Origin of the sequence: Pseudomonas viridiflava (assembly GCF_900602065.1) — a bacterium.
GTDB lineage: Bacteria > Pseudomonadota > Gammaproteobacteria > Pseudomonadales > Pseudomonadaceae > Aquipseudomonas.
In genome coordinates, this window is sequence record NZ_UWFN01000095.1 from 90,001 (window position 1) to 108,832 (window position 18,832).

Annotated in this window: 26 protein-coding genes; 11 read left to right on the forward strand and 15 right to left on the reverse strand. The window is 56.2% G+C overall.

Features of this window, described 5'->3' with window-relative positions:
• Window positions 1-36: 36 nt before the first annotated feature.
• From hisC to EE949_RS03085, 10 genes are all read right to left on the reverse strand, one after another.
• A complete protein-coding gene (hisC, locus tag EE949_RS03040) occupies window positions 37-1,089 on the reverse strand; it encodes a histidinol-phosphate transaminase (RefSeq protein WP_122662763.1) in 1,053 nt (350 codons plus the stop codon).
• A gap of 2 nt (window positions 1,090-1,091) precedes the next feature.
• Window positions 1,092-2,420 carry a histidinol dehydrogenase gene (gene hisD, locus EE949_RS03045; RefSeq protein WP_122662766.1) on the reverse strand — a complete coding sequence of 443 codons (1,329 nt, stop codon included), beginning with the start codon at window positions 2,418-2,420 and terminating at the stop codon, window positions 1,092-1,094.
• Window positions 2,421-2,545: 125 nt separating this feature from the next.
• Window positions 2,546-3,181, reverse strand: coding sequence for an ATP phosphoribosyltransferase (gene hisG / locus EE949_RS03050; RefSeq protein ID WP_122662768.1), 636 nt, complete (start codon window positions 3,179-3,181; stop codon window positions 2,546-2,548).
• A gap of 175 nt (window positions 3,182-3,356) precedes the next feature.
• The gene (gene murA / locus EE949_RS03055) at window positions 3,357-4,622 is read right to left on the reverse strand and encodes a UDP-N-acetylglucosamine 1-carboxyvinyltransferase (RefSeq protein ID WP_122662770.1); all 1,266 of its coding nucleotides are present in this window, start codon (window positions 4,620-4,622) and stop codon (window positions 3,357-3,359) included.
• Between the two features lie 22 nt (window positions 4,623-4,644).
• Window positions 4,645-4,884: a BolA family protein gene (locus EE949_RS03060; RefSeq protein WP_122662772.1), complete on the reverse strand. Its 240-nt coding sequence runs from the start codon at window positions 4,882-4,884 to the stop codon at window positions 4,645-4,647.
• A gap of 112 nt (window positions 4,885-4,996) precedes the next feature.
• Entirely contained in the window at window positions 4,997-5,302 is a 306-nt protein-coding gene (locus EE949_RS03065; RefSeq protein ID WP_122662774.1) for an STAS domain-containing protein, read from the reverse strand.
• The gene (locus tag EE949_RS03070) at window positions 5,299-5,952 is read right to left on the reverse strand and encodes an MlaC/ttg2D family ABC transporter substrate-binding protein (RefSeq protein ID WP_122662776.1); all 654 of its coding nucleotides are present in this window, start codon (window positions 5,950-5,952) and stop codon (window positions 5,299-5,301) included. Before EE949_RS03070 ends, EE949_RS03065 begins: the two co-directional genes overlap by 4 nt.
• A gap of 11 nt (window positions 5,953-5,963) precedes the next feature.
• Window positions 5,964-6,431, reverse strand: coding sequence for an outer membrane lipid asymmetry maintenance protein MlaD (mlaD, locus tag EE949_RS03075; RefSeq protein WP_122662778.1), 468 nt, complete (start codon window positions 6,429-6,431; stop codon window positions 5,964-5,966).
• A complete protein-coding gene (gene mlaE / locus EE949_RS03080; protein WP_122662780.1) occupies window positions 6,431-7,228 on the reverse strand; it encodes a lipid asymmetry maintenance ABC transporter permease subunit MlaE in 798 nt (265 codons plus the stop codon). Before mlaE ends, mlaD begins: the two co-directional genes overlap by 1 nt.
• Window positions 7,228-8,037 carry an ATP-binding cassette domain-containing protein gene (locus EE949_RS03085; protein WP_122662782.1) on the reverse strand — a complete coding sequence of 270 codons (810 nt, stop codon included), beginning with the start codon at window positions 8,035-8,037 and terminating at the stop codon, window positions 7,228-7,230. The genes mlaE and EE949_RS03085 overlap by 1 nt, the downstream gene beginning before the upstream one ends.
• 288 nt (window positions 8,038-8,325) lie before the next feature.
• Between EE949_RS03085 and EE949_RS03090 the strand changes: the two genes are divergently transcribed.
• The 11 genes from EE949_RS03090 to EE949_RS03140 all read left to right on the forward strand — a co-directional run bounded on the left by EE949_RS03090 (window position 8,326) and on the right by EE949_RS03140 (window position 15,832).
• On the forward strand, window positions 8,326-9,300 hold the full coding sequence (locus tag EE949_RS03090; RefSeq protein WP_122662784.1) for a KpsF/GutQ family sugar-phosphate isomerase: 975 nt from the start codon (window positions 8,326-8,328) through the stop codon (window positions 9,298-9,300).
• Between the two features lie 13 nt (window positions 9,301-9,313).
• A complete protein-coding gene (locus EE949_RS03095; protein WP_122662786.1) occupies window positions 9,314-9,838 on the forward strand; it encodes a KdsC family phosphatase in 525 nt (174 codons plus the stop codon).
• Between the two features lie 9 nt (window positions 9,839-9,847).
• A complete protein-coding gene (lptC, locus tag EE949_RS03100; protein WP_122662788.1) occupies window positions 9,848-10,420 on the forward strand; it encodes an LPS export ABC transporter periplasmic protein LptC in 573 nt (190 codons plus the stop codon).
• Window positions 10,407-10,952, forward strand: a complete 546-nt coding sequence (lptA, locus tag EE949_RS03105) for a lipopolysaccharide transport periplasmic protein LptA (RefSeq protein WP_122662790.1) — start codon at window positions 10,407-10,409, stop codon at window positions 10,950-10,952. Before lptC ends, lptA begins: the two co-directional genes overlap by 14 nt.
• Window positions 10,953-11,678, forward strand: coding sequence for an LPS export ABC transporter ATP-binding protein (gene lptB, locus EE949_RS03110; protein ID WP_122662792.1), 726 nt, complete (start codon window positions 10,953-10,955; stop codon window positions 11,676-11,678).
• Window positions 11,679-11,863: 185 nt separating this feature from the next.
• Window positions 11,864-13,357, forward strand: coding sequence for an RNA polymerase factor sigma-54 (locus EE949_RS03115; protein WP_122662795.1), 1,494 nt, complete (start codon window positions 11,864-11,866; stop codon window positions 13,355-13,357).
• A gap of 130 nt (window positions 13,358-13,487) precedes the next feature.
• Window positions 13,488-13,796: a ribosome hibernation-promoting factor, HPF/YfiA family gene (gene hpf, locus EE949_RS03120; protein WP_027897842.1), complete on the forward strand. Its 309-nt coding sequence runs from the start codon at window positions 13,488-13,490 to the stop codon at window positions 13,794-13,796.
• Window positions 13,797-13,808: 12 nt separating this feature from the next.
• Complete coding sequence (gene ptsN / locus EE949_RS03125; RefSeq protein WP_122662798.1) at window positions 13,809-14,273, forward strand: PTS IIA-like nitrogen regulatory protein PtsN; 465 nt, start codon at window positions 13,809-13,811, stop codon at window positions 14,271-14,273.
• A gap of 2 nt (window positions 14,274-14,275) precedes the next feature.
• Window positions 14,276-15,133: an RNase adapter RapZ gene (gene rapZ / locus EE949_RS03130; protein ID WP_122662800.1), complete on the forward strand. Its 858-nt coding sequence runs from the start codon at window positions 14,276-14,278 to the stop codon at window positions 15,131-15,133.
• 16 nt (window positions 15,134-15,149) lie between these two features.
• Window positions 15,150-15,422: an HPr family phosphocarrier protein gene (locus EE949_RS03135; protein WP_122662802.1), complete on the forward strand. Its 273-nt coding sequence runs from the start codon at window positions 15,150-15,152 to the stop codon at window positions 15,420-15,422.
• Between the two features lie 92 nt (window positions 15,423-15,514).
• The gene (locus tag EE949_RS03140) at window positions 15,515-15,832 is read left to right on the forward strand and encodes a helix-turn-helix domain-containing protein (RefSeq protein WP_027897846.1); all 318 of its coding nucleotides are present in this window, start codon (window positions 15,515-15,517) and stop codon (window positions 15,830-15,832) included.
• A 2-nt stretch (window positions 15,833-15,834) separates the two neighbouring features.
• Here EE949_RS03140 and EE949_RS03145 read toward each other — a convergent pair whose 3' ends face one another.
• The 5 genes from EE949_RS03145 to EE949_RS03165 all read right to left on the reverse strand — a co-directional run bounded on the left by EE949_RS03145 (window position 15,835) and on the right by EE949_RS03165 (window position 18,809).
• Window positions 15,835-16,179: a type II toxin-antitoxin system RelE/ParE family toxin gene (locus EE949_RS03145; RefSeq protein WP_122662804.1), complete on the reverse strand. Its 345-nt coding sequence runs from the start codon at window positions 16,177-16,179 to the stop codon at window positions 15,835-15,837.
• A gap of 207 nt (window positions 16,180-16,386) precedes the next feature.
• On the reverse strand, window positions 16,387-16,731 hold the full coding sequence (locus EE949_RS03150; protein WP_027897848.1) for a zinc ribbon domain-containing protein YjdM: 345 nt from the start codon (window positions 16,729-16,731) through the stop codon (window positions 16,387-16,389).
• Window positions 16,732-16,820: 89 nt separating this feature from the next.
• On the reverse strand, window positions 16,821-17,705 hold the full coding sequence (locus EE949_RS03155) for a ZIP family metal transporter (RefSeq protein ID WP_122662806.1): 885 nt from the start codon (window positions 17,703-17,705) through the stop codon (window positions 16,821-16,823).
• 29 nt (window positions 17,706-17,734) lie between these two features.
• Window positions 17,735-18,346, reverse strand: coding sequence for a superoxide dismutase (locus tag EE949_RS03160; RefSeq protein ID WP_122662808.1), 612 nt, complete (start codon window positions 18,344-18,346; stop codon window positions 17,735-17,737).
• 1 nt (window position 18,347) lies between these two features.
• The gene (locus EE949_RS03165; RefSeq protein ID WP_122662810.1) at window positions 18,348-18,809 is read right to left on the reverse strand and encodes a hypothetical protein; all 462 of its coding nucleotides are present in this window, start codon (window positions 18,807-18,809) and stop codon (window positions 18,348-18,350) included.
• Window positions 18,810-18,832: the final 23 nt, after the last annotated feature.

An 18,832-nucleotide genomic window follows, 5' to 3' on the forward strand; every position in this document is an offset into this window, starting at 1 on the left:
GCAGCCTTCGGCAGCTCCTACAGTTTTGTACTTTGGTTACAAACCCGCCAACCCATCCAGCAGCGCTTGATTTTGCTCTGGCGTGCCAATGCTGATCCGCAGGAACTGGGCAATACGCTCCTGCTTGAAGTGCCGAACGATCACACCCTGCTCGCGCAGCTTCGCCGCGATACCGGCAGCGTCGTGTTGTGGGTGACGGGCAAAAATAAAGTTAGCCGCCGACGGCAGCACTTCAAAGCCCAGCGCTTGCAGCTCGCCCGTCAATGCATCACGGCTGGCGATGACCGCATTGCGGGTGAACTCAAAGTGTTCACGATCTTCAAAGGCGGCAGCAGCCCCAACAATGGCCAGACGATCCAGCGGATAAGAGTTGAAGCTGTTCTTGACCCGCTCCAACGCCTCGATCAGATCTGGATGCCCAACCGCCAGACCGACTCGCAACCCCGCCAGTGAGCGGGACTTGGACAACGTCTGGGTAACCAGCAGGTTCGGATAACGATCCACCAGAGAGATCGCCGTCTCGCCACCAAAATCGATATAAGCCTCGTCAACCACGACCACGGAGTCGGGGTTGGCCTTAAGCATCCGCTCAACAGCATCCAGGCCCACTACGCAACCGGTTGGCGCGTTAGGGTTCGGGAAGATGATCCCGCCATTAGGCTTGGCGTAATCCTCGACCCGGATCTGGAACTGTTCATCCAGCGCGATAGCGTCGTACTCGATGCCATACAAACCACAGTAAACCGGATAGAAGCTGTAGCTGATATCAGGAAACAACAACGGTTTGCCGTGCTGGAAAAAGGCATTGAATGCATGGGCGAGCACTTCATCCGAACCGTTACCCAGAAACACCTGACCGGGCTGCACGTCGTAGTAGCTGGCGACTGCCTGCTTCAGCAGGTCGCTGTTCGGGTCAGGATAAAGACGCAGGTCGTCGGTCAGCTCGGCACGCATCGCCGCCAGAGCTTTAGGCGAAGGGCCGTAAGGGTTTTCGTTGGTGTTGAGTTTGACCAGCTTGGTCAGCTTGGGCTGCTCACCTGGTACATAGGGCACCAGACCGTTGACGAAAGGACTCCAGAATTTACTCATGCTCAGTTCCCCTGCCCTTCGTTATCGATGATGCGGTACTCGGCGCTGCGTGCGTGCGCAGTCAAAGATTCGCCACGAGCCAGTACCGATGCGGTCTTGCCAAGTTCGGATGCACCTTGCGGCGAGCAATAGATGATCGACGAACGTTTCTGGAAGTCGTAGACACCCAGCGGCGATGAAAAGCGCGCTGTGCCGGAGGTTGGCAAAACGTGGTTTGGCCCGGCGCAGTAGTCGCCCAGTGCCTCAGACGTGTGACGGCCCATGAAAATTGCACCCGCGTGACGGATCTGCGGCAACCAGACCTCCGGGTCCGCCACTGACAACTCAAGGTGTTCCGGAGCAATACGGTTGGCGACCTCAATCGCCTGCTGCATGTCAGCGACCTTGATCAACGCACCACGGCCATTGATCGATTTGTCGATGATCTCTGCACGCTCCATGGTCGGCATCAATTTGGCAATGCTCGCGGCCACCTGATCCAGGAAGTCTGCGTCCGGGCTCACCAGAATCGCCTGAGCGTCTTCATCGTGCTCAGCCTGGGAAAACAGATCCATCGCAATCCAGTCCGGATCGGTCTGACCGTCGCAGACCACCAGAATCTCGGAAGGACCGGCAATCATGTCGATCCCAACCTGACCAAAAACGTGACGCTTGGCGGTGGCCACATAAATGTTGCCCGGCCCGACGACCTTGTCGACGCGTGGCACGCTTTCAGTGCCGTAAGCCAGCGCAGCAACGGCTTGGGCACCGCCGATGGTGAAGACCCGGTCGACACCTGCAATACAGGCCGCAGCCAGTACCAGCTCGTTGATTTCCCCGCGTGGAGTTGGCACCACCATGACTACCTCGCCCACTCCCGCCACTTTGGCAGGAATGGCGTTCATCAATACCGATGACGGATAAGACGCCTTGCCACCCGGCACATAGAGACCGGCGCGATCCAGTGGCGTGACCTTCTGGCCCAGCACAGTGCCGTCGGCTTCGGTGTAGGTCCAGGAGTCCTGTTTCTGCTTCTCGTGGTACATGCGCACACGATCTGCGGCTTTTTCCAACGCTGTGCGCTGGGCTGGAGTGATGCGGGTCAGTGCCAGCTCAAGACGCTCGCGAGGCAGAATCAGGTCAGCCATGGAGGCGACCTGAAGCCCGTCGAAGCGCTCGGTGAACTCGACCAACGCAGCATCGCCCCGCTCACGCACGGCCTTGATGATGTCGAGAACACGCTCGTTGACCGAATCGTCAGACACACTTTCCCAGCTCAGCAGATGATCCAGATGATGTGCGAAATCCGGATCAGCAGCATTGAGTCGGCGAATTGCAGTCGGTGCGGTCATAGCGAGAGCCTCATAGGAATGGCAAAAACTCAGGCGCCCTAAACTAGCAGTCGATCCGCTTGGGCACCTGAGAATTCTGGCTATGAGGCGGATAGACGGGCGCAACTCAAGGTTGCGCGAGTAAGTCAGCCGCGGTGTCGCGATTCCACTGCATTGCGCAGGGTATCGATGAGCGACTGAATACGGGCATGCTGCATTTTCATGGAAGCTTTGTTGACCACCAGACGGGAACTGATTGTCGCGATCAACTCCTGAGGCTCCAGGCCGTTGGCCCGTAGCGTGTTGCCGGTATCAACAACGTCGATGATCTTGTCAGCCAGACCAATCAGCGGTGCCAGCTCCATGGAGCCGTACAGCTTGATGATGTCGACCTGACGACCTTGCTCGGCGTAATAGCGCTTGGCAACGTTGACGAACTTGGTTGCCACGCGCAGACGGCCTTTGGGCTCGAGAGCGCCGATTGCGCCGGCTGTCATCAGGCGGCACTTGGCAATTTGCAGGTCCAATGGCTCATACAGGCCTTGGCCGGTGTATTCCATCAGCACATCTTTACCGGCAACGCCCAGATCAGCAGCACCATGTTCGACATAAGTCGGCACATCGGTGGCGCGCACGATCAACAAGCGCACATCGGCCTGGGTCGTGGGGATGATCAGCTTGCGGCTCTTGTCCGGATTCTCGGTAGGCACGATGCCCGCTTCGGCGAGAAGCGGCAGAGTGTCATCGAGGATGCGGCCCTTGGACAATGCGATGGTCAACATGGGAAACGTCAGTCCTTATCAGGAAACTTCTGCCCGTGCGCAATCGGCGCCGAACAAAACCTGATGCCGGTTCAACACGGGCACCAGGTGAAACGAATCAGAATTCACACGCTGTGAAGCGCGCAATACCTGACGCCCGAACCACAATTGGCTCGGGCGTCAGGTCGTTCAACTACTAGCCCGGAACGCGGCGAATCTTCGCGCCCAGCATCTGCAGTTTCTCTTCAATGCACTCGTAACCACGATCTATATGGTAGATGCGGTCGATGAGCGTATCGCCCTGGGCAACCAGTGCGGAGATAACCAGGCTGGCCGATGCACGCAGGTCAGTGGCCATGACGGGCGCGCCTTTGAGGACCTGGGTACCGGTGACGATGGCGGTATTGCCCTCGACCTGAATCTGCGCGCCCATGCGATGCATCTCGTAGACGTGCATGAAACGGTTTTCGAAGATGGTTTCGATCACTGCACCAGTGCCTTCGGCGATGGCATTGAGCGAGATGAACTGCGCCTGCATGTCAGTCGGGAACGCCGGGTAAGGAGCGGTACGCACGTTGACAGCCTTCGGCCGCTTGCCGTGCATGTTCAGCTCGATCCAGTCGACACCGCTGGTGACTTCAGCACCCGCTTCCTGCAGCTTGAGCAGGACCGCCTCAAGGATGGTTGGATCGGTGTCCTTGACCTTCACGCGACCGCCAGTAGCAGCGGCAGCGACCAGATAGGTACCAGTCTCGATACGGTCCGGCATGACCTTGTAGGTCGCCGAGTCCAGGCGCTTCACGCCATCGATGGTGATGGTGTCAGTACCGGCACCGTGAATCTTCGCGCCCATGGCAATCAGGAAGTTGGCCAGATCGACAACTTCAGGTTCACGAGCGGCGTTCTGCAGAACGCTACGGCCGTTAGCCAGGCTCGCGGCCATCATGATGTTTTCGGTACCGGTCACACTCACGGTATCGAAGAAGAAATTTGCACCGCGCAGGCCGCCTTCAGGGGCCTTGGCCTTGATGTAACCACCTTCGACATCGATGATTGCACCCATGGCCTCCAGGCCACGAATGTGCAAGTCCACTGGACGTGAACCGATCGCACAACCGCCAGGCAACGCGACTTCAGCTTCGCCGAAACGGGCAACCATAGGGCCAAGCACGAGAATCGAGGCGCGCATGGTTTTCACCAGCTCGTACGGAGCGATCAACGTTTTGATCGTACGAGGGTCAATTTCAACGCTGAGCTTTTCGTCAATGACAGGCTCGATGCCCATGCGACCGAACAGCTCGATCATGGTGGTGATGTCGTGCAGGTGCGGCAGATTCTGGACGGTTACAGGGCCATCAGCCAACAGCGTAGCGGCAAGAATCGGCAGGGCAGAGTTTTTCGCCCCGGAAATGCGGATTTCGCCATCAAGACGAACGCCGCCAGTAATAATCAATTTATCCATTAGAGTCTCGACGCCAAGTGGCTCAGGTGCGCTCGGCCCACGCAGCGCGGCTGAAAAATTTCATGGTGACCGCGTGGATGCTGCCATCGGCAATCCAGGGGTTCAAATGCGTGTAGATCTGTTGCTGACGCTTGACCGGGCTCAGCGCAGCCAGCTCGTCATTGATCACGTTCAGCTGGAAGTTGCAGCCTTCGCCTTCAACTTCAACCTGGATCTCGGGCAACTTCCCTTCAAGGAAGCTCTTAACTTCTACGGCGTGCATGCTAAACCTCTATTGGCGACCTACGCGCGCGGGTCGGCCATCATACAAAAAAGCCCACTCAATGCGAACCCCGCAACGCAGGACCCGGACGAGGGGCTTTCATAATCGGGGATCAATGATCGTGCAGCAGTTCGGTCAGCTCTGATACCTGAGCAATCTTGCGCATGTCTTCCGGCATCGAGCGGATGCTGACATCCTTGCCAGCGTCCCGTGCATCGCGCATGAAAGCCAGCAGCAAGGCCAGGCCCACACTGCTGGATTTTTCAACGCCTGCGCAATCCAGCACAACGGTCGGCAGCTCACTCGACTTGATCAACGCGGCGCCCTGCTTGCGCAAGGCCGGACCGGTCAAATAGTCGAGCGTGCCGATTAGTTGCAACTCACCGGGCGCGACGAGCCGTACGACTGACTCTGTCATTGCGCGCCCGGACCCGCTGCTTCTGGCGCCTTCTCTTTAGCCTTGGCGACTTCACCCGCCCAGCTATTGATCGTCTCGTCCAGATTATTACCGTTACGCTGCATCGCATCAGCGAACTGATCACGGAACAGCTTGCCGATGTTGATGCCGTTGATGATCACGTTGCGTACTTTCCACTCGCCGCCAATCTTGACGAGCGTGTAGGACACCGGATACACGGCGCCATTGTTACCCTTGACCTGCATTTCGACGCTGGTGCGGTCCGCGCCTTCGGCCTTCTCCGGGGAAACAGTGATGCCCTGATTGTTGTACTCCAGCAATGCGTTGCCATAGAACTGCATCAGGCTACGTTTGAAGTTTTCCTGAAAACGCTGCATCTGCTCAGGAGAAGCATTGCGTGAGTACTTCACGGTCATGATGCTTTTGGAAATGCCGTCGGCATCTACCACCGGGCCAACGATGCGGTTCAAGGCATCATAAAAAGCGCCAGGATTGCTTTTGTACTGTTCTTTGTTGGCTGCCAGATCGCTCAACAATTCCTTGGTGGTGCGATCCACCAGATCATGAGCGGACGGTGTGGCGGCAGCATTGCCCAGCATTGGTACCAGTGCCAGCAACACCAACAGACCACGGCGCACGATTGAGATCATCTAAAAGCTCCTCATTTAGCGTCTTTACTCACGGTATTGAGCAGGAATTTTCCGATAAGGTCTTCCAGCACGAGCGACGACTGCGTGTCATGGATAGTGCTGCCATCCTTCAGCAACCCGTCGTCGCCACCCACGCTGATACCCACATATTTCTCACCGAGCAAGCCAGCGGTCAGAATCGACGCAGTGGAATCTACAGGCAGGTTATCAACCTTTTTCTGCACTTCCATCGTCACTCGACCCGTAAAGGTGTCGCGATCAAGATCGATCGCAGTGACCTTGCCGATCGTCACGCCAGCCATGCTCACCTTGGCTCTGACAGTCAAACCGGCAATATTGTCGAAATTTGCATAAAGTTTATAAGTATCAGTGCTGGCACTGGAGCTCAGACCGCTGACGCGCAGGGCAAGCAGGAGCAAAGCCAGTATCCCGGCCAGCAGGAACAGGCCGACACCTGTTTCGATGGTGCGGTTTTGCATCAGAAATCTCCAAACATCAATGCGGTCAGAATAAAGTCCAGGCCCAACACGGCCAGGGAGGCATACACGACTGTTTTGGTCGTGGCACGGCTGATCCCTTCGGAGGTGGGCTCGCAGTCATAACCCTGAAACACGGCAATCCAGGTCACCACGAAGGCAAATACGACGCTCTTGATAACGCCGTTAATCACATCATCTACAAAAGAAACGCTGTTTTGCATGTTTGACCAGAACGAGCCTTCATAGACTCCCAGCCAGTCAATCGCGACCCAGGAGCCTCCCCAGATACCTACCACGCTGAAAATCATGGCCAACAGGGGCAGCGAGATGAATCCGGCCCACAGCCTTGGCGCAGCAATGTACTTGAGTGGGTCGACGCCGATCATTTCCAGGCTGGACAACTGCTCAGTGGACTTCATGTTGCCGATTTCGGCGGTCAATGCAGAACCTGCGCGACCAGCGAACAACAACGCAGTCACCACGGGCCCCAGCTCTCTCAGAAGTGTCAGTGCAACCATTTGCCCAACCGCTTGCTCAGAGCCGTATTTGGTGAGGATGCTGAAACCCTGCAGCGACAGCACCATGCCGATAAACATGCCCGACACGACGATGATCGCCAGCGACATGACACCCACCGAATAGAGCTGCCTGACGAGCAACTGAAAGCTGCCGCCAATCGAACTACGGCCCAGCAGGGCATGAACCAGAAAAATTGCCGAACGCCCGAGAACAGCCAGGATATCTATTGCGGAACGCCCCAGCAGACGTATCCGCTCCATTAATGACTTCTTGCGCATCAGCGCTTCCCCAAAAGATCTTCGCGATAATCCGGCGCAGGATAATGAAACGGCACAGGGCCGTCCGGATCGCCGGTCATGAATTGACGAATGCGTGGGTTATCCGAGCCCATCAGCTCCTCGGGCGTACCCTGCCCCAGCACCTGACCGTCGCCCACCACATAAAGGTAATCGGCAATACTCGCCGTTTCGTCCAGATCATGAGAAACCACGACACTGGTAATCCCGAGCGCGTCATTGAGCAGCTTGATCAGACGCACCAGAACCCCCATGGCAATCGGGTCCTGCCCCACGAAGGGTTCGTCGTACATGAGAATTTGCGGATCAAGCGCGATCGCCCGGGCAAGCGCCACACGACGTTTCATTCCGCCTGACAGTTCATCAGGCATCAACTCGATAGCACCGCGCAGCCCCACTGCCTGCAGTTTAAGCAGAACAATGTCGCGAATCATTTCTTCCGGCAGCTCGGTGTGAACGCGCAATGGAAAGGCTACATTCTCGAATACATCCAGATCAGTGAACAGCGCACCGCTCTGAAACAGCACACCCATATGCTTGCGCGCATCGAACAGATCGCTGCGCGACAGGGCGGGCAGATTCTGACCGTTGACCCATACCTCGCCCGCAGAAGGCCGTAACTGGGCACCCATCAGGCGCAGCAATGTGGTTTTGCCGCTGCCCGAAGGTCCCATGATGCCGGTGACTTTGCCACGGGGAATGCGAATATCGACATTTTCGAAAATGCTGCGCGTACCGCGCTTGAAGGAAACGCCCTTCAGCTCGATCGCGTAGGCGTTATCGGCGCTCATCTAAACTCCTTGCGATGCAGCCTCACGTTCAGCTGCCGAGTCCCTGGCGGGAGACATGCTGTCCCGGTGGGCTGAACAGGCCGCGAACTATACCACCGCTATAAGGCGTCGCCCAAGAGAGAAGCCGATCAATCAAGATCGCCACACACAATTTGCGACATTTCACACAAAGGCCGCCTGCTTATCGCCATCCAGAACGATTAAAAACAAACCTCGACGATCAGACGTGAGGGAATCGCGCATTACCGCTATAATCGCCGCCTTTTAACGAGCTGACCGATTTTTCACATGAACCAGACCAGCGACCTCATCCAATCAGCACAACGCACCATCCGCCTCGAAATCGAAGCGGTGGAAGGCTTGTTAGCGCATATCGATGCGGATTTCGTCCAGGCTTGCGAGATGATTCTGGCGAGCAAAGGGCGCGTTGTCGTGGTTGGCATGGGCAAGTCCGGCCATATCGGCAAGAAGATCGCTGCCACACTGGCAAGCACCGGCACCACGTCTTTTTTTGTGCACCCTGCCGAAGCCAGCCACGGCGACATGGGCATGATCACCTCCGATGACATCATTCTGGCGTTGTCGAACTCGGGCACCACCGCCGAAATCGTTACCTTGCTGCCCCTGATCAAGCGCTTGGGCATCAAGATGATCAGCCTGACCGGCAACCCCGGGTCGACGCTGGCGGAAGCTGCCGATGTCAACCTCAATGCACACGTAGAACATGAAGCCTGCCCATTGAATCTGGCCCCGACCTCGTCCACGACTGCAGCACTGGTCATGGGCGATGCGCTGGCGGTCGCACTGCTGGAAGCCCGCGGCTTCACAGCCGAAGACTTCGCGTTCTCGCACCCGGGCGGCGCATTGGGCAGGCGCCTGCTGCTGAAAGTCGAGCACGTCATGCACAGCGGCGACCAGTTGCCGAAAGTACAACGAGGGACGCTGCTCCGTGATGCATTGATGGAAATGACCCGCAAGGGCCTGGGCATGACCGCTATTCTCGAAGCTGACGGACGACTGGCCGGGATTTTCACCGACGGCGATTTGCGTCGCACCCTGGATCGCCCTATCGACATTCGCCAGGCGATCATAGACGACGTAATGACAGCCCACGGCAAAACCGCACGCCCTGAAATGCTCGCCGCTGAAGCGCTGAAAATCATGGAAGACCACAAAATCGGCTCACTCATCGTCGTCGACGAGAAAGACCATCCGGTGGGCGCTTTCAATCTGCAGGACCTGCTGCGTGCAGGCGTCATGTAATGGAGATGTACAAATGACCACGGACCTGCTGCAACGCGGCAAAAATATTAAACTGGCGATTTTCGACGTCGATGGCGTGCTGACCGATGGGCGCCTGTATTTCCTTGAAGACGGCAGCGAGTTCAAGACTTTCAACACACTGGACGGCCAAGGCATTAAAATGCTGATCGCCTCAGGCGTGACAACCGCCATAATCAGTGGCCGCAAAACCCCGGTAGTCGAACGCCGGGCCAAAAACCTGGGCATTGAACATCTTTATCAGGGCCGTGAAGACAAGCTCGTGGTGCTCGACGAGTTGCTCGCGCAACTTGGCCTGAATTACGAACAGGTCGCTTATCTGGGTGATGATCTGCCAGACTTGCCAGTCATCCGGCGTGTCGGCCTGGGCATGGCGGTAGCCAATGCAGCTACTTTCGTCCGGCAACATGCCCATGGCATTACCCAGGCGCGAGGCGGCGAAGGCGCAGCCCGCGAGTTCTGTGAATTGATCATGAGCGCTCAGGGCAGTCTTGAAGCAGCCCACGCAGCCTACTTATAGAAGCCATTTATGCTTAGCAAAAGAATTCGAACGTTCCTGATCCTCGGTGTGCTGGCATTTTTGCTGGCTGCCGCAGGTTACTGGAACATCAGCCCGGAAAGCTTCATGGAGCAACCGGCTGCAGCGGTGGATGAAAGCGCCATCGACTTTTACGCGATCAATGCGCACAGCGTGCAGTATCTGCCCGACGGCAAGCTGCAGTACGAGATGACCGCCGACAAGGTCGAGCACATCAAGGCTACCGATGTAACAATGCTGACCACGCCAGACCTGCAGATGTACCGTGGCACCCTTTATCCTTGGCATATACAGAGCAAAACAGGTGAAGTGTCCCCAGGTGGCGAGCAAGTGGAATTGATCGATTCGGTTCGCGTAGCACGAACCGACGACAAAAACCGTACGACCATTATCACTAGTAGTCGCATGACCGTATTCCCGCAGAAGCAATATGCGCAGACCGAGCAAGCCGTTAGAATCGACGGCGCAGGCGGTGTGACTACGGCCAAGGGAATGAAAGCGTATTTGAACGACGGCAGGATGGACCTGCTATCTAAAGTAAGAGGACAGTATGAGGCTCGTTAAAACCCTTCCTTTTTTGCTCGGCCTGGGTGCAGCACTGGGAAGCGCGAGCGCCTGGTCCCTGCCGACTGATCGCGATCAGCCTATCCACATCCAGTCCGACGATGCACAACTCGACGACAAGAAAGGCGTTGCTACCTACAAAGGCAACGTAATCATTACCCAGGGCTCGATGAAGATCACCGGTAACACCGTGACCATCACACGTAACGCCCAAGGTGAAGTCGACGTATTCACGTCTGTGGGCAACCTTGCCTACTACGAGCAGAAGCCGTCAGTGGACAAGCCTATCGTTCAAGCCTACGCGATCACTATCCAGTACTACGCTGCTCAGGATCGTATCGTGCTGATCGACAAGGCCAAGGTCATCAACGACGGCAACACGTCCGAAGGCGAAAAAATCGTTTACGACACTGTGAAGCAGATCGTCAGCGCAGGTCGCGCCAATGGCGGCAGCAAAGTGACTACGCCGCGTCCGCGTATCGATATGGTTATCCAGCCGAAAAAGAAACCCGACCAGCAGAAGGCCCAGTAAATGGCGACGCTGAAAGCCCAGCATCTGGCTAAAAGCTACAAGGGCCGTCAGGTCGTACGTGATGTGAGCCTGTCTATTGAGAGCGGCCAGATCGTTGGATTGCTGGGGCCTAACGGCGCCGGCAAGACCACCTGCTTCTACATGATTGTCGGTCTGGTTCAGGCGGATCAGGGCCGCGTGCTCATTGACGACCTGGATGTCAGCCATCAACCAATGCACGGCCGTGCACGTGCGGGTATCGGCTATCTGCCTCAGGAAGCCTCGATCTTCCGCAAGCTGTCCGTGGCAGACAACATCATGGCGATTCTCGAAACCCGCCAGGAACTGGACCGCGACGGACGCCGTAAAGAGCTGGAAAGCCTGCTTCAGGAATTCCACATCACCCATATCCGCGACAACCTGGGCATGAGCCTGTCCGGTGGTGAACGCCGTCGGGTAGAGATCGCCCGCGCACTCGCTACCTCACCGAAATTCATTCTGCTCGATGAACCTTTCGCAGGCGTGGACCCGATTTCGGTAGGCGACATCAAGCAGATCATTCATCACTTGAAAGCCAAGGGCATTGGCGTTCTGATCACCGATCACAACGTTCGTGAAACCCTGGATATCTGCGAAACCGCTTACATCGTCAACGACGGGCAATTGATCGCCGAGGGCGACTCGGAAACCATTCTGGCAAATCAGCTGGTGAAAGAGGTTTACCTCGGCCACGAGTTCCGCCTGTAAATAGCCGCAGCGTCTGGCCTCTGGAGGCCAGCAACCTGGGGGGTTTGTTCTGACGCTTGTTAAATGCCAGTACACCCCTAGGCAAACACTTCGGTTTCAGGCATATAATTTGCTTATGTAGGCGCCTAGGCGCTCGGTAGTGGATGGCGCATGTGCGCCGGCGAATAAGGTGTTAAGCCCCAGCCATGAAACCATCGCTAGTCTTGAGAATGGGCCAGCAGCTGACGATGACGCCGCAGCTGCAACAGGCCATCCGCTTACTCCAACTGTCGACGCTGGACCTCCAACAGGAGATTCAGGAGGCACTGGAGTCAAACCCTATGCTGGAACGCCAGGAAGAAGGCGACGACTTCGACAATGCCGATCCTTTGGCTGACAACATCGAACAGAAGCCAAACCCTGACGTTCAGGAGCCGACCTATCAGGAGTCCGCTCCAACAGTAGACAATCTTGAAGAGGGCGACTGGAGCGAGCGCATTCCCAATGAGCTGCCTGTCGACACCGCCTGGGAAGACGTCTATCAGACCAGCGCAAGCAGTCTGCCCAGCAATGACGACGATGAGTGGGACTTCACCACCCGCACATCTGCCGGTGAGAGCCTGCAAAGCCATCTGCTCTGGCAGTTGAATCTCGCACCGATGTCCGATACCGATCGTCTGATCGCCGTAACCCTGATCGATTGCATCAACAATCAAGGTTATCTGGACGAAACGCTCGAAGAAATTCTTGACGCCTTCGATCCCGAGCTTGATATCGAACTCGACGAAATCGAAGCCGTGCTGCACCGTATTCAGCAGTTTGAACCAGCAGGCATTGGCGCCCGAAACCTCAGCGAGTGCCTCTTGCTGCAACTGCGTCAGTTGCCCGCGAAAACCCGCTGGCTCAGCGAAGCCCAACGCCTGGTCAGTGACTTCATCGACTTGTTGGGCAGCCGCGATTACTCGCAACTGATGCGGCGCATGAAGCTCAAGGAAGATGAGCTGCGCCAGGTCATCGAGCTGGTACAAAGCCTCAATCCGCGGCCAGGCTCGCAGATCGAATCAACCGAAGCAGAATACGTGGTCCCGGACGTTATCGTGCGCAAGGACAACGAGCGCTGGCTGGTCGAGCTGAACCAGGAGTCAGTGCCCCGTCTGCGTGTAAACCCTCAGTACGCAGGCTTTGTTCGCCGCGCCGACACCAGCGCCGACAACACCTTCATGCGCAATCAACTGCAGGAAGCCCGCTGGTTCATCAAAAGCCTGCAAAGTCGCAATGAAACCCTGATGAAGGTGGCGACACAAATCGTCGAGCACCAGCGCGGTTTCCTTGAGTATGGCGATGAGGCGATGAAGCCTCTTGTTCTGCATGACATTGCCGAAGCAGTAGGCATGCACGAATCGACTATTTCCCGGGTTACCACGCAAAAATTCATGCATACCCCACGCGGCATTTACGAGTTGAAATATTTCTTCTCCAGCCACGTAAGTACCTCAGAGGGCGGTGAGTGTTCGTCCACAGCCATTCGCGCGATCATCAAAAAACTGGTTGCAGCGGAAAATCAGAAAAAGCCGTTGAGTGACAGCAAGATCGCTGGTTTACTGGAGGCACAAGGCATTCAAGTAGCCCGCCGCACAGTTGCCAAATACCGCGAATCACTTGGCATAGCGCCTTCAAGCGAACGCAAGCGACTGATGTGACGAGAGGTACAGTAGTAACCGTACCACCGCTGCACGTTACGGTTTTTACGCAACCCGGTTGCTAGCCACAGCGTTCCAGTGGCAGGCAAAAGCCTGCCTCTTTATGCACTGGCAATAAGGAGAAAGCGGTATGCAAGTCAACATCAGTGGACATCAACTGGATGTGACCGACGCCCTACGCGACTACATCACCGAAAAACTCGGACGACTGGAGCGCCACTTCGACAAGATCACTAATGTGCAGGTCATCATGGAGGTCGAGAAGCTGAAACAGAAAATCGAAGCCACCCTGCACATCCCCGGCTCAAAGGTCGTCGCCAATGCGGAACATGATGACATGTACGCGGCAATCGACCTTTTGACCGACAAGCTGGATAGACAATTGCTCAAGCATAAGGAAAAGCAGCTCAGCCTCCTTCAGGGCGCAACGGCTCGCTGATACCCCCAAAACATGATCCGACTAGAAAATATCCTGACCCCCGGCCGTTCGCGTGCGAACGTGCCGGGCGGCAGTAAGAAACGAGTACTCGAACAAATTGCCAACCTGATCGGCGAACAAGTCGCGGATCTGGATTCGCAAGTCGTGTTCGAAAGCCTTGTCGCCCGTGAGAAACTTGGTTCTACCGGCTTTGGTAATGGCATTGCCATTCCTCATTGTCGCTTGAAGGGCTGCAGCGCACCCGTCAGCGCCTTGATACGGCTGGATGCCCCCATTGATTTCGACGCCATCGATGGTGCGCCAGTGGACTTGCTGTTTGTCCTGCTGGTACCTGAAGCCGCTACCGATGAACACCTTGAGCTGCTTCGCCAGATCGCCAGCATGCTGGACCGCACTGAAGTGCGCGACAAGCTGCGTAAGGCTCAGACTGGCGATGAGCTTTATAAAGTGGTGCTGGACGTACAGAACGGGCATTAATCATGCGCATGATCATCGTGAGCGGTCGCTCAGGCTCCGGCAAGAGCACGGCGCTGGACGTACTGGAAGACAACGGCTTTTATTGCGTTGACAACCTTCCAGCGGGGCTGCTCCCAGAGCTGGCCGAGCGTGCGCTGATCAATACCGAGCTGGCTGAACCGTTACTGGCCGTCTCCATCGATGCCCGCAACCTGCCCAGTCACCTGACCCGCTTCCCGCAGATGCTTGAAGAGGTGCGTTCACGCAATATCCAGTGCGATGTTCTTTACCTGGACGCAGATGAATCCACCCTCTTCAAGCGCTTCTCGGAAACCCGCCGCCGCCACCCTCTGAGTAACGCCAACCGTTCGCTGGCAGAAGCCATCCGCGACGAGACTGCGCTGCTTGGGCCGATCATTGATCTTGCCGACCTGAAGATCAACACGACCCACCTGAATCTTTACCAGCTGCGCGATACGCTCAAGCTGCGACTGCTGAACAAGCCTGAGCCAGGTACTGCGTTCCTGATCGAGTCTTTCGGTTTCAAGCGCGGTATGCCGGTGGATGCCGACCTGGTATTTGATGTACGTTGCTTGCCCAATCCGTACTGGAAACCGGAGCTGCGAGAGCAGTCGGGAAAAGATCAACCTGTTATCGACTATCTCGCCGCGCAGCCTGACGTCGAAGAGATGTTTCAGGACATCTTCACTTATCTCAACAAGTGGCTGCCGCGCTTCGCTGCCAGCAACCGCTCGTATGTCACCATTGCCATTGGCTGCACCGGCGGGCACCACCGCTCGGTATACCTGACCGAGCGCTTGGGTCAGGTCCTGCAACAATCCCTCAAAAACGTTCAGGTTCGCCACCGCGACTTAAGCTGAAAGGACTTTCCCTGCGATGCCCGCTCGTCAAATTACCATTATCAACAAGCTGGGCCTGCACGCCCGCGCAGCCGCCAAGTTTGTCGGAGTCGCTGGCAAATTCCCCTGCCAGATCCGTGTGGGGCGCTCACCTGAAAGCATGGTTGACGGCAAAAGCATCATGGCAGTGATGATGCTCGCTGCAGGCAAAGGAACAGACATCCACCTTTCAACCGAAGGCGATCAGGAACAGGCCGCGCTGGATGGTCTGGTTGAGTTGATCAATAACAAGTTTGATGAGGGAGAGTAGAGCGGCGCCCGCGTCAAAAGATTTTCTTGACCAGCCCATCTGTCTGCCGCTAAGATTTTTATCTTAAATTTTAGATATAAACCGAGGCGATTATGGCTCTCCAATTTCATGAAAGCCCTTTTCATGTCACGCATGATGATGAAACTGCCAGCAAGATGGCCCTCAAAATGGATTTATCCATATTCATCACTAACTGCCTGAAGCAGTTGAATCTTAAGCAGAGTGAAGCTGCGAAATTGCTTAACCTGACCCAGTCACGGGTGTCAGAACTGGCGAACGGCAAGATTGAGAAATTCACTATCGATGCCATGATCGACATGCTTGATTGCCTGGGCTTTCGTGCCAATTTCACCATGTCGAATGCAGGTGCCGAAGCATCTCCGCAGATTGTCATTACCAAATCTGCCTAAGTTTAGTAGCCCATCCCCCGCAACTCACTTTTCAACTGCTTGAATCTCTGCTCCGCAACGGCCATCGCGTGCCGATCAGTCTTATTGGTGGTTTTCACAAACGAATGTAAAACGACCACCATGTCCGCGTATTTAGCAATGTAGACACAGCGAAATGCGGGGCTGCCGTTTATGATCAGCTCGACCACACCAGTACCTACTGACTCTGTAAGTTGCTTGATTGCTAGCCGCGGGTCCTGCTCGAACTGAATCCTCCGCAAATCCTTGCCAAACTCGTCCTGAACATCTTCGGGCAGATTCTTGTACTCCCGCTCAGCGGCAACGCTTACAAAAGCAAACCTTCTCAAAAAACACCTTCAGATCGACCTGGGTTTACGCTTCAAATAAAGACTCTCCGAACAGTTCACACGAAAACCATTCTACTCATGAGGCTCGAAGGAAAAGTCTGCAAAACTCGTGCGCCAGATACGAAAAATCCGAAGTCCTCTCGAACTCCGGATTTAGATACTCAGTAATCTGACGTTGGCTCAGAGGTGCTTTAGCAATTCACTACCTTACCCCTTCTTCACAAACTCCGACTTCAGCTTCATCGCGCCGATGCCATCGATCTTGCAATCGATGTCGTGATCGCCATCCACCAGGCGGATGTTCTTCACCTTGGTGCCAACCTTGACGACCAGCGAAGAGCCTTTGACTTTAAGGTCTTTGATAACGGTGACGGTATCGCCATCCTGAAGGGTATTGCCTACTGAATCCTTGATGACTTTGACGTCATCGGCCGCTTCGCTGCTGCCGTCTGCGGACCACTCATGCGCGCATTCCGGGCAGATCAGTTGAGTACCGTCTTCATAGGTGTATTCGGAATTACATTTTGGGCAGGCAGGTAAGCTCACAGACATTCTCGCGTCGAAGGGTAAAAACCATGGATTATAAGTGGTTTTAGACCTGCGCAGGGGGCGAATGTCACTTCGCCGCCCTGCCCGCTCCGTCAAGCCAGTGCCGTATCCATCACCATCATCAGACAGAACCCGGCGATCAAGCCGAGACTGGCGACTTTATCGTGCCCATTACGACGCGATTCGGGGATGATTTCCTGAGTGACCACCAGCAACATGGCACCTGCAGCAAACGCCAGACCTAGCGGCAACAGCAACTCGGCAATCGCCACCAGCCACGCGCACAGCAAAGCAAAAACCGGCTCGACCAGCCCTGAAGCAGCACCAATCAGAAATGCCTTGAAGCGCGACATCCCTGCTCCGGCCAGTACCAGTGCAATGACCAGCCCTTCGGGTACGTCCTGTATCGCGATGCCCATGGCGAGACTGTCGGCGTCGGGCAAACCGCCACCGGCAGACACACCGATAGCCATCCCTTCAGGGATGTTATGGGCAATGATCGCGATCACGAACAACCAGATCCGCGGCGCAATCGCAGGCAGCTCTTCACCGCTCAGGGGCGAACCTTTGGAGACTGTGTGATCAACTATAAACAAGCCCACAGCCCCGAGAAAAATCCCGAAACTGACGAGCCCGCCAGCCCCCCAAGGGGAAAACCCAAGATTTTCAGCAGCCGCCAGCCCGGGCACGATCAGCGAAAATGCCGTAGCTGCCAGCATCACCCCTGCACCGAAGCCGAGCAAACCGTCGGACACAGAGGCAGGCATGCCTCTGATGACCAGTACAGGAACAGCGCCCAGTGCGGTCCCCAGAGCACAGATTGCTCCGCCCTCCAGCGCTCGCATCAGGCGCGGCTCAAGATCCAGCCATTCAAGCGCGTGCGCAACCAGAAGCGCCATACCTGCCAACAGCAGAACCGAACCCAATGCCAGGCGAAACAACCGCCCACTGCTGATGGTGAGTATTTCCGTGCGCATAAACTGCCCTGGATCTGATTATTGGAAGATCAGGCCAGAGCGGCCTGGTAACGCCGGGCAACTTCCGGCCAGTTGACGACGTTGTAGAACGCAGCGATGTATTCCGGACGGCGGTTCTGATAGAGCAGGTAATACGCGTGCTCCCAAACGTCCAGGCCCAGAATCGGCGTGTTGCCGTTCATGAGAGGGCTGTCCTGATTACCGCTGCTCTCGACGACCAGTTTTTTCTCCGGTGTCACGCTCAGCCAGGCCCAGCCACTGCCGAAACGAGTCAGCGCCGCTTTGGTAAACGCGTCCTTGAACTGCTCAAAACCACCCAGTTGCTCGTCAATGGCTTTAGCCAGTGCGCCATCAGGCAAGCCGCCGCCGGTTGGCGCCATGACTGCCCAGAACAACGAGTGGTTGGCGTGACCACCACCTTGGTTGATCACTGCCGGGCGCAGCTTCTCAGGCAATTGAGCAACAGCGGCCACCAGCTTTTCGATCGGCCATTCAGCCCATTCAGTACCCTCGACTGCTGCGTTGAGGTTATTGATGTAGGTCTGGTGATGCTTGCTGTAGTGGATTTCCATGGTCTGCGCATCAATGTGCGGTTCCAGGGCGTCGTAAGCATATGGCAAGGCAGGCAGGGTAAACGGCATATCAATGTACTCCGTAGAAAAGGCCGGAAGTGGCGGCGGCATTGCGTTGTAATGACGAGCGCGAATGCTCGCCGCCACTGTTCAACAGGCGATGGGTGCGCGGGTATTCACCATGCTCACTGATAAAACTCAGCAGCTCGGCGTAGGTTTTACTGCTGTGGCGCAAGGCAGCCTGGCGCAGCGCTGGCGGTAAGCGCTGCTCTTGCATGACCCGCAGCAGGTGCTGATGGATCGCGCACAGGTACTCTGCGCTTTCCTCCGGCTGACCCAGACTCAAATGCAGGTCAGCGAGGTTGTGATGGGAAATGACGCAAGCGGCCACCGCTTCGTCGGGGTTGGGCCAGCGCTCGAACAACACCTGAGCCAACGCCAGCGCCTGCAAATACAACTCGCGGGCGTCAACCAGCTCACCGAGATTGAAACAGCGATTGGCTTTTTCGATTGTGCGTTTCCAATGCTCCATGGCGCGACTCCTCAAGCGATGGC

What these genes read in the sequence shown, in the direction of transcription:
- EE949_RS03165 (WP_122662810.1), bottom strand. Translation starts at nt 18,809, where the DNA reads ATGGAGCATTGGAAACGCACAATCGAAAAAGCCAATCGCTGTTTCAAT.
- EE949_RS03065 (WP_122662774.1), bottom strand. Translation starts at nt 5,302, where the DNA reads ATGACAGAGTCAGTCGTACGGCTCGTCGCGCCCGGTGAGTTGCAACTA.
- EE949_RS03135 (WP_122662802.1), top strand. Translation starts at nt 15,150, where the DNA reads ATGCCCGCTCGTCAAATTACCATTATCAACAAGCTGGGCCTGCACGCC.
- lptB (WP_122662792.1), top strand. Translation starts at nt 10,953, where the DNA reads ATGGCGACGCTGAAAGCCCAGCATCTGGCTAAAAGCTACAAGGGCCGT.
- hisC (WP_122662763.1), bottom strand. Translation starts at nt 1,089, where the DNA reads ATGAGTAAATTCTGGAGTCCTTTCGTCAACGGTCTGGTGCCCTATGTA.
- EE949_RS03115 (WP_122662795.1), top strand. Translation starts at nt 11,864, where the DNA reads ATGAAACCATCGCTAGTCTTGAGAATGGGCCAGCAGCTGACGATGACG.
- EE949_RS03095 (WP_122662786.1), top strand. Translation starts at nt 9,314, where the DNA reads ATGACCACGGACCTGCTGCAACGCGGCAAAAATATTAAACTGGCGATT.
- mlaD (WP_122662778.1), bottom strand. Translation starts at nt 6,431, where the DNA reads ATGCAAAACCGCACCATCGAAACAGGTGTCGGCCTGTTCCTGCTGGCC.
- EE949_RS03150 (WP_027897848.1), bottom strand. Translation starts at nt 16,731, where the DNA reads ATGTCTGTGAGCTTACCTGCCTGCCCAAAATGTAATTCCGAATACACC.
- hpf (WP_027897842.1), top strand. Translation starts at nt 13,488, where the DNA reads ATGCAAGTCAACATCAGTGGACATCAACTGGATGTGACCGACGCCCTA.
- lptA (WP_122662790.1), top strand. Translation starts at nt 10,407, where the DNA reads ATGAGGCTCGTTAAAACCCTTCCTTTTTTGCTCGGCCTGGGTGCAGCA.
- lptC (WP_122662788.1), top strand. Translation starts at nt 9,848, where the DNA reads ATGCTTAGCAAAAGAATTCGAACGTTCCTGATCCTCGGTGTGCTGGCA.
- rapZ (WP_122662800.1), top strand. Translation starts at nt 14,276, where the DNA reads ATGCGCATGATCATCGTGAGCGGTCGCTCAGGCTCCGGCAAGAGCACG.
- EE949_RS03160 (WP_122662808.1), bottom strand. Translation starts at nt 18,346, where the DNA reads ATGCCGTTTACCCTGCCTGCCTTGCCATATGCTTACGACGCCCTGGAA.
- murA (WP_122662770.1), bottom strand. Translation starts at nt 4,622, where the DNA reads ATGGATAAATTGATTATTACTGGCGGCGTTCGTCTTGATGGCGAAATC.
- EE949_RS03090 (WP_122662784.1), top strand. Translation starts at nt 8,326, where the DNA reads ATGAACCAGACCAGCGACCTCATCCAATCAGCACAACGCACCATCCGC.
- EE949_RS03155 (WP_122662806.1), bottom strand. Translation starts at nt 17,705, where the DNA reads ATGCGCACGGAAATACTCACCATCAGCAGTGGGCGGTTGTTTCGCCTG.
- hisG (WP_122662768.1), bottom strand. Translation starts at nt 3,181, where the DNA reads ATGTTGACCATCGCATTGTCCAAGGGCCGCATCCTCGATGACACTCTG.
- EE949_RS03070 (WP_122662776.1), bottom strand. Translation starts at nt 5,952, where the DNA reads ATGATCTCAATCGTGCGCCGTGGTCTGTTGGTGTTGCTGGCACTGGTA.
- hisD (WP_122662766.1), bottom strand. Translation starts at nt 2,420, where the DNA reads ATGACCGCACCGACTGCAATTCGCCGACTCAATGCTGCTGATCCGGAT.
- EE949_RS03140 (WP_027897846.1), top strand. Translation starts at nt 15,515, where the DNA reads ATGGCTCTCCAATTTCATGAAAGCCCTTTTCATGTCACGCATGATGAT.
- mlaE (WP_122662780.1), bottom strand. Translation starts at nt 7,228, where the DNA reads ATGCGCAAGAAGTCATTAATGGAGCGGATACGTCTGCTGGGGCGTTCC.
- EE949_RS03060 (WP_122662772.1), bottom strand. Translation starts at nt 4,884, where the DNA reads ATGCACGCCGTAGAAGTTAAGAGCTTCCTTGAAGGGAAGTTGCCCGAG.
- EE949_RS03085 (WP_122662782.1), bottom strand. Translation starts at nt 8,037, where the DNA reads ATGAGCGCCGATAACGCCTACGCGATCGAGCTGAAGGGCGTTTCCTTC.
- ptsN (WP_122662798.1), top strand. Translation starts at nt 13,809, where the DNA reads ATGATCCGACTAGAAAATATCCTGACCCCCGGCCGTTCGCGTGCGAAC.